The sequence below is a fragment of the Arthrobacter sp. 10T413_2 genome (assembly GCF_056394205.1).
In genome coordinates this window covers 25138-39329 of sequence record NZ_JBFTHK010000009.1, presented here as the reverse complement: position 1 = coordinate 39329, position 14192 = coordinate 25138, and the positions used below count along the sequence as shown (strand labels likewise).

General features: G+C 68.2%; 14 protein-coding genes. 11 read left to right on the top strand and 3 right to left on the bottom strand.

Annotation, left to right across the window (positions count from 1 at the left end; translation table 11 throughout):
* Nucleotides 1-42: 42 nt before the first annotated feature.
* The 11 genes from AC1DBQ_RS03120 to AC1DBQ_RS03070 all read left to right on the top strand — a co-directional run bounded on the left by AC1DBQ_RS03120 (nt 43) and on the right by AC1DBQ_RS03070 (nt 10910).
* Nucleotides 43-2652, top strand: coding sequence for a bifunctional lysylphosphatidylglycerol flippase/synthetase MprF (locus AC1DBQ_RS03120; RefSeq protein WP_476927110.1), 2610 nt, complete (start codon nt 43-45; stop codon nt 2650-2652).
* Between the two features lie 242 nt (nt 2653-2894).
* Nucleotides 2895-3215 (top strand): hypothetical protein, encoded by a 321-nt coding sequence (locus tag AC1DBQ_RS03115; RefSeq protein WP_476927109.1) that lies wholly within the window; start codon nt 2895-2897, stop codon nt 3213-3215.
* Nucleotides 3212-4138 carry a hypothetical protein gene (locus AC1DBQ_RS03110; protein ID WP_476927108.1) on the top strand — a complete coding sequence of 309 codons (927 nt, stop codon included), beginning with the start codon at nt 3212-3214 and terminating at the stop codon, nt 4136-4138. The genes AC1DBQ_RS03115 and AC1DBQ_RS03110 overlap by 4 nt, the downstream gene beginning before the upstream one ends.
* 28 nt (nt 4139-4166) lie before the next feature.
* Complete coding sequence (locus AC1DBQ_RS03105) at nt 4167-5453, top strand: V-type ATPase 116kDa subunit family protein (RefSeq protein ID WP_476927107.1); 1287 nt, start codon at nt 4167-4169, stop codon at nt 5451-5453.
* Nucleotides 5450-5890: an ATP synthase subunit C gene (locus tag AC1DBQ_RS03100; protein ID WP_476927106.1), complete on the top strand. Its 441-nt coding sequence runs from the start codon at nt 5450-5452 to the stop codon at nt 5888-5890. Before AC1DBQ_RS03105 ends, AC1DBQ_RS03100 begins: the two co-directional genes overlap by 4 nt.
* A gap of 18 nt (nt 5891-5908) precedes the next feature.
* Complete coding sequence (locus AC1DBQ_RS03095; protein WP_476927105.1) at nt 5909-6133, top strand: hypothetical protein; 225 nt, start codon at nt 5909-5911, stop codon at nt 6131-6133.
* Nucleotides 6130-6651 carry a hypothetical protein gene (locus AC1DBQ_RS03090; RefSeq protein ID WP_476927104.1) on the top strand — a complete coding sequence of 174 codons (522 nt, stop codon included), beginning with the start codon at nt 6130-6132 and terminating at the stop codon, nt 6649-6651. The genes AC1DBQ_RS03095 and AC1DBQ_RS03090 overlap by 4 nt, the downstream gene beginning before the upstream one ends.
* Before the next feature lie 20 nt (nt 6652-6671).
* Entirely contained in the window at nt 6672-8387 is a 1716-nt protein-coding gene (locus AC1DBQ_RS03085) for a V-type ATP synthase subunit A (RefSeq protein ID WP_476927103.1), read from the top strand.
* The gene (locus AC1DBQ_RS03080; RefSeq protein WP_476927102.1) at nt 8384-9826 is read left to right on the top strand and encodes a V-type ATP synthase subunit B; all 1443 of its coding nucleotides are present in this window, start codon (nt 8384-8386) and stop codon (nt 9824-9826) included. The genes AC1DBQ_RS03085 and AC1DBQ_RS03080 overlap by 4 nt, the downstream gene beginning before the upstream one ends.
* The gene (locus tag AC1DBQ_RS03075; RefSeq protein WP_476927101.1) at nt 9823-10479 is read left to right on the top strand and encodes a V-type ATP synthase subunit D; all 657 of its coding nucleotides are present in this window, start codon (nt 9823-9825) and stop codon (nt 10477-10479) included. Before AC1DBQ_RS03080 ends, AC1DBQ_RS03075 begins: the two co-directional genes overlap by 4 nt.
* Nucleotides 10476-10910 carry a universal stress protein gene (locus AC1DBQ_RS03070; protein WP_476927100.1) on the top strand — a complete coding sequence of 145 codons (435 nt, stop codon included), beginning with the start codon at nt 10476-10478 and terminating at the stop codon, nt 10908-10910. The genes AC1DBQ_RS03075 and AC1DBQ_RS03070 overlap by 4 nt, the downstream gene beginning before the upstream one ends.
* Nucleotides 10911-10971: 61 nt before the next feature.
* Here the strand turns inward: AC1DBQ_RS03070 and AC1DBQ_RS03065 are convergent, their stop codons facing one another.
* The 3 genes from AC1DBQ_RS03065 to AC1DBQ_RS03055 are packed head-to-tail and all read right to left on the bottom strand — an operon-like array spanning nt 10972 to nt 14116.
* Nucleotides 10972-12072 carry an ABC transporter permease gene (locus AC1DBQ_RS03065; RefSeq protein ID WP_476927099.1) on the bottom strand — a complete coding sequence of 367 codons (1101 nt, stop codon included), beginning with the start codon at nt 12070-12072 and terminating at the stop codon, nt 10972-10974.
* Nucleotides 12072-13181, bottom strand: a complete 1110-nt coding sequence (locus AC1DBQ_RS03060; RefSeq protein WP_476927098.1) for an ABC transporter permease — start codon at nt 13179-13181, stop codon at nt 12072-12074. Before AC1DBQ_RS03060 ends, AC1DBQ_RS03065 begins: the two co-directional genes overlap by 1 nt.
* Entirely contained in the window at nt 13178-14116 is a 939-nt protein-coding gene (locus AC1DBQ_RS03055; RefSeq protein ID WP_476927097.1) for an ABC transporter ATP-binding protein, read from the bottom strand. Before AC1DBQ_RS03055 ends, AC1DBQ_RS03060 begins: the two co-directional genes overlap by 4 nt.
* Nucleotides 14117-14192: the final 76 nt, after the last annotated feature.

Below are 14192 nucleotides of genomic sequence, written 5' to 3'. Positions count from 1 at the left end.
TGGGCCTGCCTTGAGTGTCCCGAAATCCTGAAAGGATCCCCAGTGCCAGAATTGCCGCCGCTCGCCGGGCACAGGCGGTCCCGTCGCCGCAGGTCAGCGGGCTGGCTGCTCTCGGTCTTGCGGGGGGCTCCCGTCACGCTGGCGTTTGTCGCCGTTTTCTGGACCCTGGGTCTCCTTTCCTCGAGCATCGTCTCCGGCCCTGCACTGCACTGGAGGGCCAATGTGGCGGCGACAGCGCAGTCGTTGCTGAATCATTGGTGGACGCCTCTGACCGCCGCGTTCTGGGCCCGGGATCTGCTCGGCTATGTGGTGGGAACGGTGCTGGTGCTGTTGGCCTGCATACCGTTGGAACGGMAGCTGGGCAGCAGGAAGTTCGCACTGGCGGCCGTTGCGACCCAGAGTGCGGGGCTCCTGGCAGCCGCAGGATTTTGGGCGGGCACCCGTGCCCTGACGGGGAACTGGGCCCGGKAAGTGGGCGGAACGTTTTTTCTTGGCCCGAGCGCCTTCATCTGCGGGACCGCCATGGCCGCCACGGCTTCCATGGGCACCTTGTGGAGGCGGCGGATCCGCCTGGGGCTCTTTGGGCTCCTGATTCTTCTCGCCCTCTACAACGGGGGGTTCGCCGATCTGGCGCGACTTGGAGCCGGTGCTGCGGGCGCGCTCCTGGGCCCGATCCTTCTGGGCCGCCGCCCGCGGCTGGTGCGCCCGGTGAGTTCACGGCATGAGGGGAGGATCCTCGTAGCCCTCCTCGTGGCAGTCTCGGCCGTCGGACCGGTGGTTGCGGGCCTGGCCCCGCACGCTGTCGGGCCGCTCTCGGTTTTGCGCTTCCTCTTCACGGACATCCGGCCCGTGGACGCCCAGACACTGCAGAATATCTGCGCAGTTCCGGCCCAGCACCGGGCCTGTGAGGCCGCGCACCTGCAACTGAGGGCAGGGGCGGGCGCAATCTTCATGGCGATTGTTCCGTCCTTTCTTCTGCTGCTGCTCTCTGAGGGCCTCAGACGCGGACGGCGCTTCGCCTGGGCCGGTGTGCTGGTGGTCCAGGCCGGGCTATCGCTGCTGGCGCTCATTACGTTGGTGGGGGTACTCCTGGCGGCTGGACCGGACACGGTCGCCGGKGAACTGGTGGATGCCAGCCAGCCGGGCCACAGCACCCAACCGCTGGCACTTGTGGTCCMGCTTCTCGTCCCCGTCATGATTTTCGGTGTGGTCTTGGCCTGCCGGAGGTTGTATCCTGTCGCCGCACCCCCCGGGACCTACACCCGGCTCGCCCTGGAGGTCCTGGCCCTGGCCGGCGTCCTGGGCGTTATCTACGTCGCGGCCGGGCTGGTCCTCGCCGCGGATTTCACCCCMCTCCCCGGACTCGCCGATCTGGTGGCCGACGTCCCCGACAGGTTCCTGCCGCTGGGCTTCACGGTGGACGTTCCGCCCGCCTTCTTCCCGGAGAGCACCCTGGCAGTTCTGCTCTACGAGGGAGTCGGCATTGTCTTCTGGGCCATCACGGGCGTGCTGGTCCTTAAATCCTTTGTCCGTCCKACCCACCCCCGGCACGGCGATGACAAAGACAAGGCGTTGGCGATCCTCACATCACAGGAAGGCAGTTCCATATCCTGGATGACCACGTGGACCGGGAACGCCTACTGGTTCTCCCGCACGGGTCAGAGCTTCATCGCTTACCGCGTCATCGCCGGAATCGCCCTKACGGCCGGCGGGCCCGTCGGACCCAAGAACCTGATCCCGGCGGTAGTGGAGGAGTTCTACGGCTACTGCCGGTCCAATGGTTGGACGCCCTGCTTTTACTCCGTTACTGCGGAGGTCCGGGATGCCGCATCCGGCATCGGCTGGGATTCCGTCCAGGTCGCCCAGGAAACCGTGCTGCMCCTGGACACCCTGTCGTTCAAAGGGAAGAGATTCCAGGACATACGCACGGCCTTGAACAACGCGGCCAAAGCCGGAATCCATGCAGAATGGGTTCGCTATCCCTCGGCCKGCCTGGGCATCCAGACCCAGATCCTGGCCATCTCAGAAGAATGGGTCGCGGACCGTAAAATGCCCGAAATGGGGTTCACCCTTGGCGGGCTCGACGAACTCAACGACCCTGAAGTTCGCTGCCTGCTCGCCATTGACGCCGACCAACAGGTCCACGCGGTCACCTCCTGGCTTCCGGTCTACCGCAACGGACGGATCGTCGGCTGGACCCTTGATTTCATGAGGAGGCGCAGCACCGGCTTCCGGCCGGCTATCGAGTTCCTCATAGCCTCCGMAGCAACGAGCCTCAAGGATGAGAACTGCGAATTCATCAGCCTCTCAGGGGCGCCCCTGGCMCGGGTGGCTCCGGCCCTGCCCCGGGACGAGTCCGCAGCGCGTCCGGGCGCGACCGCCGGCCTCGACCGGCTGCTTGATCGTTTGGGATCCGCCCTTGAACCCGTCTACGGCTTCCGGTCCCTCTTGGCTTTCAAGAGCAAGTTCCACCCCCGTTACGTCCCTCTCTTCATGGTGTATCCGGACTCGGCAGCCCTGCCCGGCATCGCGAATGCCCTGACCCGCGCCTACCTGCCGGACCTGTCCCTGGGCGAGGGATTCAGGCTCCTGCGCAGCATCCTTGGCACACGCGTCGGGACGGTTGGACATCCGGGTCGTCGGCCGCAATGAGGGCGGACGACCTTGGGGTCTTTGGTCTCTGCCTTAGCGCCAGGAGCCAAGGGATGATGTGAGGACCTGCTCAGGAATGTGGCTCTGCGGACCCGGAAGGCGGCCCTGAGGAATTCCCGGGAGACGAGATGGCGCGATTGAGTATTCTGGACCGTTTCAGGCCTGTAGGTACCCCGGGAGCTGCCGGGCCGGCCGGGGTGCCGGCTGCAGACGACCAGGGGCGGGCTGCCGAACTTGCACCTGTGTTCGCTGCACTCGCCGGCGACGTAGCAGCATGCGAGGCGCTCGTTGCGGAGGCACGCCTCAGCGCGGAAGGAGACGTGGTCCGGGCCCGCGCCGAAGCGGCAGCAATCGTGGCCCGGGCCCGGCTTGACGCCGGGGCGGCACGCGTCAGGGCCGCCGCCCGGATCGAACAGGATGCGTCGGAGCGGGACGCACAGCTGCTGGAACAGGCACGCCAAGAGGCTGCAACACTGGAAAGGACCGGCCTGGCGCGCATTCCCGCCGTCGTCGGCGAGGTCATCGACAACCTGTTGGCTCCACAGAGCGCCGAGCAGCCATGAAAGCCGACTGGGTTGCGGCCTCTGTGCGTGCCCGGTCCATGGCGCAGCGGCGCGCCGGTGCCGGGACCAGCCGGGCGATGGCCACCCAACCGACGCTGGAAAGTGCCGTGGCCCTCCTGCKGGAATCGAGCTACGGGCAACGCCTGGCCGGGGCCCGCGGGCTCGCGGCCGCCGAACGTGCCGTCCAGGAAACCGTCCTGTGGCAACTGAGGGTGCTGGCGGGCTGGCTTCCGGCGTCGGGCACGGCGCTCGCGCGGGCTGCTGCAGGAGCTTATGAAATCGAAAACATCGCGGCCCTTGCCCATCACCTTGCCGGCATCGCACCCACCCCGGAGTTCTACGCCCTTGGGGCACTCGCCACCGCATGGCCTCGGCTGCGCACGGCCGGCTCGGCCGAAGAACTCGCCGCCATCCTGCGTGCCAGCGCCTGGGGTGACGTCGGAACCGCCGAACCGGGCCCGATGCGCGATGCACTGACCGTCGCCTGGGCGCGAAGGCTGGCTKCCTCGGCAGCCCCGGCGCGGCCGTGGTGCGGCGCCGTATGCGTCCTCACGGCCGCCCGGATCGCGCTGATCGACGTTGCCGCGCCCACCGCGCAGGTTCTGCACCTGTTGCGTCCGGTTCTTGGCAGTTCCTGGGAGACCGCCAGCGGCATCGAAGGGTTCACCGCCTCCATACCGCGCTCCCTCCAGGGCGTGGTCCTTGGCGTTGCGTCCCCCAAGGACCTTTGGCGTGCCGAGGCCCGGGCGCATGCCGCGGCGGAGAACGATGGATTCCGTCTTCTCCGGGGTTCCATGCCCGGGCCGGACGTCGTACTGGGCGCCATCGCGGTTCTGGCCCTGGACGCCTGGCGTGTCCGGGCGGCGCTCGCGGCCGCTTCCGCCGGCGCCGGGTCAAGCGAGGTGCTCGATGCCGCGGCGTGAATCTCTCGCTCCCGTCCGKATGGAACGGGTGGCCCTCGTAGTCCCCGAGCAGGACCGTCAGCGCATGCTCGCGGAAGTGGCCCGCAGCGCCGTCGTCGAACTTGACCTTCCCTATGCGCCGGGCCGCGGTGCCGAGGAACTGGACAAGGCGGTGGCCGCCGCCGTCGTCTCCGGGCCTGCCGCGGCGCTGGCGGGCTGGGCACCACGGCGCGAAATTCCCGCACTGACGGCCAGGCTCGCCCCGCTCGGGGCCGCCGTTGTCCCGCTGCCGCGGCCGAAGTGGATCCAACCACCCACGCTGCTTGGCGGACAGGCCCGCAGCGGCGTGTCCCGGACACTCGTCGATACCTATGGAACCGTTCCCTACGCGGATCTGGATCCCACATGGGCCGCCGGCGTGGCCTACGTGCTGATGTTCGGGATGATGTTCGGCGATGTGGGACACGGCGCGATCCTGCTGGGCATGGGACTGTTCCTCCGCACGGGCCGTAGCAAGAGACTGGCCAAACTGCACAAGGCCTGGCCGTTCGTGAGCGCGGCCGGGTTGGCCGCGATGTTCTTCGGCGCGCTCTACGGGGAGGCCTTTGGCCCCACCGGCCTCGTGCCGGTGCTGTGGCTGCAACCCCTGGAGGACCCGGTGCAGTTCCTGATCGCCGGTCTGTGGGTGGGGGCCCTGCTGCTTGCCGGCTCCTACGCCGTCGGCACCATCAACCGCGTCAGGGAGGGCGGCTGGGCCTACGCCCTGTACGCCCGCTCGGGCGTCGCCGGCTCCCTGCTGTTCCTTGCTCTGGGGCTCCTCGTCTGGGGACTCGCGAMCGGCACCGGGTCCCTGACGGCTGCCGCGGCGGTCATCGGTCTCGGCGCACTCATCTTCATCTACATCGGACTCTTCGTAGAAGCCGGAGGCGGGGCCACCGCCGTCTTCCAGGCACTCGTCGAGCTTGTGGACACGGTGATCCGTCTGGGATCGAACCTGGTCTCCTTTGCCCGACTCGCTGCCTTCGGGTTGACGCACGCAGCGTTGTTGACGGTGGTCTGGAACGGGACGACGGCGTTGTGGGGACCGGATTGGCGCGCCGCCGCGGCCGTCCTGGTGTTCGTTGTAGGAAATGCCGTAACCTTCGCGCTCGAAGCCCTCGTGGCGGGAATCCAGGCCCTGCGCCTGGAATACTACGAACTCTTTTCCCGCGTCTTCCAGGCCGAGKGGCGCCCGTTCAGGCCCTGGTCACCKGAACTGACCGCCACCGCCGGGGATCCGGCCGCCGCCACTTCGGTCAACCCGTCCGGCACACCGTCTGAAAGGCAATCACCGTGAACCTCTGGTTCGGCGCCATCCCCGTCTTCCTGATCGCCGCCACAGGAGCCGTCCTCCTCGTCAAACGCTGGCGAAAAGCCGCCTTCAAGGTGCTGGCGGCGCTCAACGTCGCCGTGATGGGAGGAGCCCTGGCTCTCCTGGCCGGCGCGTTGAGTGCAGGGCCGGCGGCCGCAACGGGCCAGGCCCCGGCCCTTGCCGCGGCAGCCGCGGACACAACTACCGGCGCCGGCGGCTCGGCCCTCATCGCGGCGGCCATCGCCGTGGCCGGCTCATCGATCGGGGCGGCCTTTGCCGTGGCCTACACAGGATCGGCTGCGCTGGCGGCAATGAGTGAACGCCCGGAAATCTTCGGCCGGGCCATGGTTGTTGTCGGGCTCGCGGAAGGCATCGCCATCTACGGCCTCATCATCGCCATCATCCTCATCGGCAAGGCATGAGCGCGGGGAGCGGGAACGATGTCAGGAACCATTGCCGCGATTGGTGAACCGGCGTTGCTGGACGGGTTCCGGCTCGCCGGCGTCGTCCTCTATTCCGCTTTCACCGAGGAGGAAATCCGCCGTGCGTGGAGCGGACTGCCGCCGGCCACGGCCATCGTGTTCCTCACGCCCCGCTCGGCCCGCGCGCTGGGGCCGGACTTGGCCGATCCGCGCTCGCCCATGACCGTGGTGCTTCCCTCATGACCGGGCTGTCACCGGAAGCTGACGCCGCACTGGAACCGGTGCGGCGGGCACTGCGCTCGGCGGCCGAACAGCAGGCCGCTGAGCTCAGGGACGACGCCGGCCGGCAATCCGGTGCCCTGCTCGCCGCCGCACGGGCCGAGGCCGCAGCGATCCTTGCCGCAGCAGCGAAAGAGGGCGAAGACGCGGCCCGCTCCGAGGCCGCACTGCGCTCGGCGCGGGCCCGCCGCCAGGCCCACGAGCTGGTCCTGGCGCAGCGCAGTTCCCTCCGGCTGGAACTCCACCGCCGGGTGCGGGCGGCGGCTGCCGGGCTCACGGCGGACCCGCGCTACCCGGACCTGGTGGCACGGCTGACGGGACAGTGCCGGCAACTGCTGGGCCCCGATGCCGGCGTGTCGGAAAGCCCCGAGGGCGGCGTCGTCGCCGAGGCCGGTCCGCGCCGCCTGGACCTGTCCCTGCCCTTGCTGGCGGAAATGACCCTTGACGCCATGCCCGCGGCGCGTGAGCTGTGGACCCGGTAGCGGCCCGGAGGGCCGGCACGGTGGTGCGAGTCAGCGGACCGCTGGTGGAGATCGAGGGGGTGGCAGGGCTGTCCATGCTGGAGTTGATCGCCGTCGGCCCCCGGCGTATCAGCGCCGAAGCTGTCGCCATTAGCGGGACCCGGGCAACCCTGCAGGCCTACGAATACACGGGCGGGCTGAAAGCCGGCGATGTTGCCACCCCCAGCGGAGATGAGCTCGCGGGCCTCATGGGGCCGGGACTGCTGGGGCACGTGTTCGACGGGCTGATGCGGCCGTTGTCGTCGGCGCCGATGTGGCTGACCCCCGAKCGGTCAGGATCCGCGGAAGACCCCGCGGTCCTGGCCCGGGAATGGACCTTTCAACCGGCGGCGGTGCCCGGCTCCACCGTTTCTKCCGGCCATGTCCTGGGCACCGTCCCGGATTCCGGGGCGGTGGAACACCGGGTCCTGGTGCCGGCAGGCGTCTCCGGCGAGCTCAGCTGGCTGGCCCCGGAGAGCCGGGTCCACGTCMTCGAGACGGTAGCCGTCATCGGCGGCCACGAGGTGGCACTGGCCGAGCCSTGTCCCGTGCGCCGGCCGCGGCCATTCCGGGCCCGGCACGCCGTCACCGTGCCGCTGCATACGGGCCAGCGGGTCCTGGATCTGATGTTTCCGGTGGCGCGCGGGGCCGCGGCAKCGGTGCCGGGCGGCTTCGGAACGGGGAAGACACTGCTGCTGCAGCAGATCGCCAAGTGGAGCGACGCCGACGTGATTGTCTATGTGGGCTGCGGGGAGCGGGGCAACGAGATGGCTGATGTCCTCGACGGGCTCTCCCAGCTCGAGGACGGGCGCACCGGCGGGAAGCTGATTGAACGCACGGTCATTATCGCCAACACGTCCAACATGCCGATGATGGCCCGTGAGGCGAGCATCTTCACCGGGATCACGGTCGCCGAATACTACCGGKACATGGGGTACGACGTCGTCGTGATCGCGGACTCGACCTCCCGGTGGGCCGAAGCTCTGCGTGAATTCGCCAACCGCAACGGCGACCTTCCTGCCGAAGAGGGCTACCCGGCGAATCTCGCATCCGAACTTGCCTCCTTCTACGAGCGGGCCGGCCGCGTGACAACGCTCGGAGGGATGACCGCCTCCGTCACTGTGATCGGGGCTGTTTCGCCGCCCGGCGGCGACATGACGGAACCGGTAACCACGGACTCCCAGCGCTTCGTCCGGTCACTGTGGACCCTGGACCGGGACCTCGCCTATTCCCGGCACTATCCGGCGGTGAGCTGGACAGGCTCGTTCGCCCGCGACGCGGAAGCGCTCGGCAGCTGGCATGCGGCCAACGGGGATCCGGGCTGGGCCGAGCGCCGGGCCCGGGCCGCCGCCCTGCTGGCGGAGTCAGACCGATTGGCCGAACTGGCGGAGATTATCGGGACATCGTCGCTGCCGGGCCACGAACGGATGGTGCTGCTCKGCGGGCGCCTGCTACGCGATGGCGTGCTGATGCAGAACGCGCTCAGCGTCAACGATGGTTTCTGTTCGGCCGACAAAGGCGCCGCTCTGCTGGAACTTGTGCTCGACGTCGTCGATTCCTGCCAGAAACTGGTCGAAGGGGGCGTGGCAGCCACCACCATCGAACAAGCCGATCTCGGTCCGGTGCTGCGCGCCCGGGAGGAAGCGGGTCCCTCKGACGCGGCAGCTGTCAAAGCCCGGACTGGCGACGTGCTCAAGGCATTGGAGGCCCTGCAGTGAACGATACAACAGCCAGTGCCTCCGGGGCCGGGTCCAGTCCTTTGCCGGCAGGCTTCGCCGCGCAGATCTCCTACKGAGATGTTCGGGAACTCCGCGGGCCGTTGCTCGTGGCGGGCGGGATTGATGGCGTGGGCTGGGATGAATTTGCCACGATCGACATGGACGGCGGTGAGCGGCGCCATGGCCTCGTCCTTGAAGTGGACCGGGACCTCGCGACGTTGCAGGTCCTCGAAAGCACCGACGGCATGTCGCTGGGAGGAATCCGGATCCGCTTTCAGGGCCGTCCCCTTCACATCCAGGTGGGAACGGAATGGCTCGGCAGAGTCTGCAACGGGCGGGGGGAACCGCTCGACGGCGGACCTCCCGTGACGGGCGCGGCAAGCCTGCCGGTCAGCGGTTGGCCGCTGAACCCGGTCTACCGGCAGCCCCCGCAGGAAGCGGTCCTGACCGGCATCTCGGTCATCGATGCCTTGACCACGCTGGTCAGGGGGCAGAAACTCCCCATCTTCTCCGTGCCCGGTCTGCCCCACCTGACGCTGGCGACCCAGATCGCGGCCCAGGCGACATCGGGCGGCCGCTCGTTCCGCGTGGTGTTCGCGGCCATGGGGCTGACCCACGCGGATATCGCGTATGTCCGGGATCGCCTTGAAGAACGCTCCGCCGGGGGAGAGCTGGTGCTCCTGCTCAACGCTGCCGACGATCCGGTCATTGAACGCATMCTTGCGCCGCGGATCGCTCTGACGATTGCCGAACACCTCGCCTACACCGAGGGCCACGACGTTCTGGTGATCATGTCGGACATGACCAGCTATGCCGAAGCGGTCCGGGAGGTGTCCGCGGCCCGCCGGGAGATCCCGGCCCGGCGGGGCTACCCCGGTTACCTCTATAGTGATCTCGCCACCCTTTATGAGCGTTGCGGGCGGGTCAAGGGCCACGATGGCTCCGTYACCATCGTGCCGGTGCTGACGATGCCGGCCGGCGACATCACCCACCCGGTGCCGGACCTGACCGGCTACATCACGGAGGGGCAAATTGTCMTGGCGCCAGAGATAGCGGCGCGCGGCATCTACMCGCCGGTGGACGTCCTGTCCTCGCTGTCCCGCCTCATGCGCAGCGGCGCGGGCAAAGACCGCACGCGCGAGGACCACTTGGACGTGGCCGCCCAGGTTCTTGCCGCCATGGCGCGCGCCCGGCAGGCGGCGGAGCTGGCGGAACTAGTGGGTGCGGCGGCGCTGAGCGAAACCGACCGCAGCTACATCCGCTACCGRGAGCTGGTGGAAACGGGGCTCTTCAACCAGGGGCGCGACGAAATCAGGTCCCTGGACGACACCCTCGGCCGGGCGTGGGCGGCGCTCGGTGCGCTGCCGGAACAGGAACTGACCATGCTGTCGACAGCATTCCTGGAACGGTATCTTCCCCAGCGGGAAGGCCGGCCATGACCAGCACGGGCCGGGCAGGCAAGGTCCGGGTGGAGCGCCGGCTCCTGACAGCCCGCCACGGCGCCCGCCTCCTCGACCGGAAGCAGCACATCCTGACGGACGAACTGGAACGGTTCCAGCTCCTGCTGGAACTGGGCCGCGAGGAGTGGGAGGAGCTGGCCAAGGAAGCAGCGCGCTGGCTGCGGCGGGCTGCCGCCCTGGACGGCAGCGGGCGGATTGAGGCAGCGGCCCCGCTGGAACCCGCACGGGTCAGCGTGCCGTGGGGCAGTGCCATGGGCGTGCTGTATCCGGAAGATCCCGAGTKCCGGCTCCCGCAGGCGCCACCCGCAGGGGGAAGCTCGGCCTTGGCCTACGCGGCTGCCGTTCATCGCAGGGCCCTCGAGGCCGGGGTGCGCTACGCCGCGGTCCAGCGTGCGGAACTGCTGCTTTCAGCCGAACTCGCMGCGACGCGGACGCGGCAGCGGGCGGTGGAAAACCGCTGGATTCCCAGGCTGGAAAATGAACTGCAGAGCATCCGGCGGCAGCTCGACGCGCAGGAACTTGAAGAGAGCCTGCGGCTTCGCTGGGCCGCGGACCGCAACGCAGGAAGCACAGGAAACTCAGGAAACACAGCCGGACTGGCGCAGGAATCCGACACGAGGGGGACCCGATGAGCGACGTGATCCTGGTGGCAGTCAATGACTCCCGGGCCGCTTTCCGGGCAGCGGAAGTGGCCGTCGATTATGCGCGCCGGCTGGGCGCGGGCCTGCGGGTMGTGACGGTCAGGGACCCCGGGGCGCTTGATCGACATCCCGGCGCCATTGACCCGGCCGCCCTGGCGAGACACGCGGATCTGGCAGCGGAAGCGGCCCTTCGCCATGTGGCGGCGCTGGGGGCGGCGGCAGGAGTGCCGGTGTCGCTTAGTCGCSGTACCGGCCGGGTCGCGGCCGAAATCCTGGCCGAGGCCCGTGAAGTCAAGGCGGCCTTGATCGTCGTGGCGTTGGTCGACCGTTCCGGCAGTGCAACACCGTATATCGGCAGCCACACCCTGCGTGTTCTGGAGTTCTCTGGCGTTCCCGTGATGGTGGTGCCCCTGGGGGAGTGATCGTGAGTTCCGAGGACTCAGTCCACGGCGACGTACGCCAATGGCCTCCGCTGGTGCGGCGCTAGAAGGCCTCAAGCCGCCGTCGGAGTGACATGGTGCCCAAGACCAGGCCGCCTGCGGYCGTCAACGCCAGCACCGCCACGTCCCGGCCGAGGTTGTCGGTGGACTGGTAGAAGATCGCGGCTTCCAGCGCATCCACCCCGTAAAACGTCGGCGTGAAGTGCGCAATGGTCTGAATCCACCCGGGCAGGAATGCCGCGACGCTGATTCCGCCGCTCAGGAAGAAGAGGTAGATCGCCACGTTGATCCCGGCCGCCGATACCGGGGCAAACCGGCGGAAGGTGGCTCCAAGGGCGGCCCCGACGCCGGCCGCCGCCAGTGCGATCAGCCCGATCACCGCCAGCGCCGGCAACCAGTACCAGCCCGCCGGCCGCAGGAAACCCGAGACCGCCGACAGGACCAGCACCAGCGCTGCCACCAGCATGGTGGTCACCCAGCACCCCAGGATCTTCCCGGCGATCAGGGCCCCGCGGCCGATCGGTGCAAGCAGCAGCGCCTTGATGGTCAGGTCCTCGAATTCCCGGGCGGTGGCCAGCCCGCCGTTGACGACACCCATGAGCGTCAGCAGCAGCACGAGGATGGGCACCAGTTCGAACTGCACGAGGTCAACGTCATGCGGCCGCAGATCCGACTCGGCGACGCCGACCATGATGGGGTTGTCCGGCTCGCCCGCGTAAAAGCGCGTGATCGCCGTCGGCAGCGATCGGCGGAGGTCGTTGGTGAAGTCCAGGTTCAGATTGTTGATCCGGATCTGTACCGGGTCCGGCCGGTGCATCCGGTAGTCGTCGTCGAAGGAGGCGGGGATGGTGATCACGGCGGCCACCTGGAGGGTGTCGAGCAAATGCGCCGCCTCATCCGGAGTTGCGGCTTGGACGCGGAACGCGTCGGAGTCATTGAGGATCGAGACCAGGCGCTGAGCCTGCGGGCCGGTGTCCTCGGCCACCACTGCCACCGGATTGCGGCCGGTTGCCCCCGCCACGACGAAGATGATCAGCAAGAAGGCGATCGGCGGCAGCAGGCTGACCGCGATCGCCGAGGGTGTGCGCACCCACGTCACTATGTCTTTGGCCGCGATGGCAAGCACCGCCCGGAGCGATCGCATCAGTGCGTGACCCCCCGGCGACCGAAAACCAATGCGGTGAGCGTGACCGTCAGAAGGGTGAACCCGGCCAGGACCATCGTGTCKACCGTCAGGTCCTGGGTGGCCGTCTGGAAGCCGTGAAAGGCGTGCTGGAACGCGGCGATCGCGTAGGTGAGCGGGGACACGGCCGCGATCGCTCCGGGAACTTCGCCCAGCCAGTTCKCCGGTCCGAACGGACCGCTCAGAAAGAACAGCGGCAAGACGCAKGCGATGGAGAGCGGGATCGCCTGCTGGCGCCGGCGGACCAGCGTCCCGACCAGCACACCGAGGGCAAGAAAGGCGGCGATCATCAAAAGGCCAAACCCGAGTACCTCCAGGGGATGGAGGGGCTGCACCCCGATCACCAGGATGACGACGCCCAGCACCAGAATGGCCGACGCTGCAGTGAGCGCGGCTGAGCCGAGAATTTTTCCCAGCCCGATCGCCAGCCGGCTAACCGGGGCCAGTGCCAGTTCCTTGATGGTTCCCAGTTCGTAGTCCCGCGCGGCGGTGACGCTTCCCTGCAACAGCGCGGCGAGCATCAGCCCGGCCACCACGATGCTGACGGCCAGGTAGGGAATGTAGCCGGTGTMGTGCTCCTGGACGTCGGACTCGAGCGCCCTCACGACGACCTGTTCCGGGAACGCGTTGGCGTAGAAGGATGTTATGGACAGCGGCACCGCCCGCCGGATGTCGTTGGTGAAATCGACGTTGAGGTTGTTGAGCTCKACCGGGATGTCCACCCGCCGTCCGGCGTTGAGCGCGGCATCAAAGTCTGGCGGTACCGTCACGACGGCGACGAYGGTTCCCGCGCGGATCTCGCGCTCCGCGTCGGCCGGGGACGCCGTATGGATGATAAACGACTGAGAGTCGTTCATGGCCTGAACGAATTGCCCGGCCAACGGTCCCCGGTCATTCATCACCACAGCGATCGGCGCCTGGCCCCCGCTGATGGCGAACAGCAGGAAAAGCAGCAAGAAGTTGATCGGGATGATGATGCCGGCTATCGCGAACAGCGGTTCCCGGAGGGTGAGGCGGATGTCCACCGCCGCGACGGCCCGKACCACACGCAGGTTGTGTCGGAGGCTCATTCCCTGAGCTCCTTGCCTGTCAGGCTCAGGAAGACCTCGTCCAGGCTCGGTTCGCGGCTCTGGATCTCCTCGAGGCTCGTGGATTCGACCACCGCCGTCACCACCTTGCCGGTGACGGCGGCGCCGCCTTCCACAGTGACCTTCAGCCATTCGTCGGCAGCAACAGCGGAAACCACACCGGGCAGGGCACGGACTTTTCGAACAATGTCCTCCGCCGGCACCGGCCGGGTGCGCATTTCCAGGACCGTGTCACCGAAGCTGCGGCGCAGGTTCGACGGCGAGTCCAGCGCCACGAGGCGCCCGCGGTCGATGATGCCCAGCCGGTCACAGAGGACGTTTGCCTCTTCGAGGTAGTTCGTGGTGATGAGCACGGTGGTTCCGCGCTCTTTGAGCTCGAGGATCCGGTCCCAGAGCGCGCGCCGGCTCTGTACATCGACTCCCAGGGCGGGCTCGTCGAAGTAGAGCAGCTCGGGCTCGTGGAGCAGTGCCCGGACCAGGGCGAGGCGTCGTTTCATGCCGCCGGAGAAGGTGGAGACGCGGCTCTTCCGCCGCTCGTCCAGCTGCGCGAGCTCGAGCAATGACGTGATCCGCTTCTCGAGGCCCTTCCGGGGCACGTCGAAGAGGTCAGCGTGAAAGCGGAGGTTGGCCTCCGCCGTGAGCTCCTCGTAGAGGGCGTTCTCCTGCGGCACCGTCCCCAGCGAGCGTCGGATCCTCTGCGGATCCACGAGCATGTCCACGCCAAGGACCGTGACCCCGCCGGAGGTCGGACGGCTCAGGCCGCTGATMATGTTGATGGTGGTTGTCTTGCCGGATCCGTTGGGCCCGAGCAGGCCGAAGATTTCCCCGCGTTCGACCCGCAGACTGAGGTTGTCGATTGCGGTGAAGGAGCCGAATCGTTTGGTGACTTCTGTGAGCTCGATGGCCGTTTCGGTCATGCCCATACCTCCTTGGGCCACAGGCGCGGTGACCGGCCGGCAGTCTCATCGGGGGCCCCACGGCTCCATGATGGGA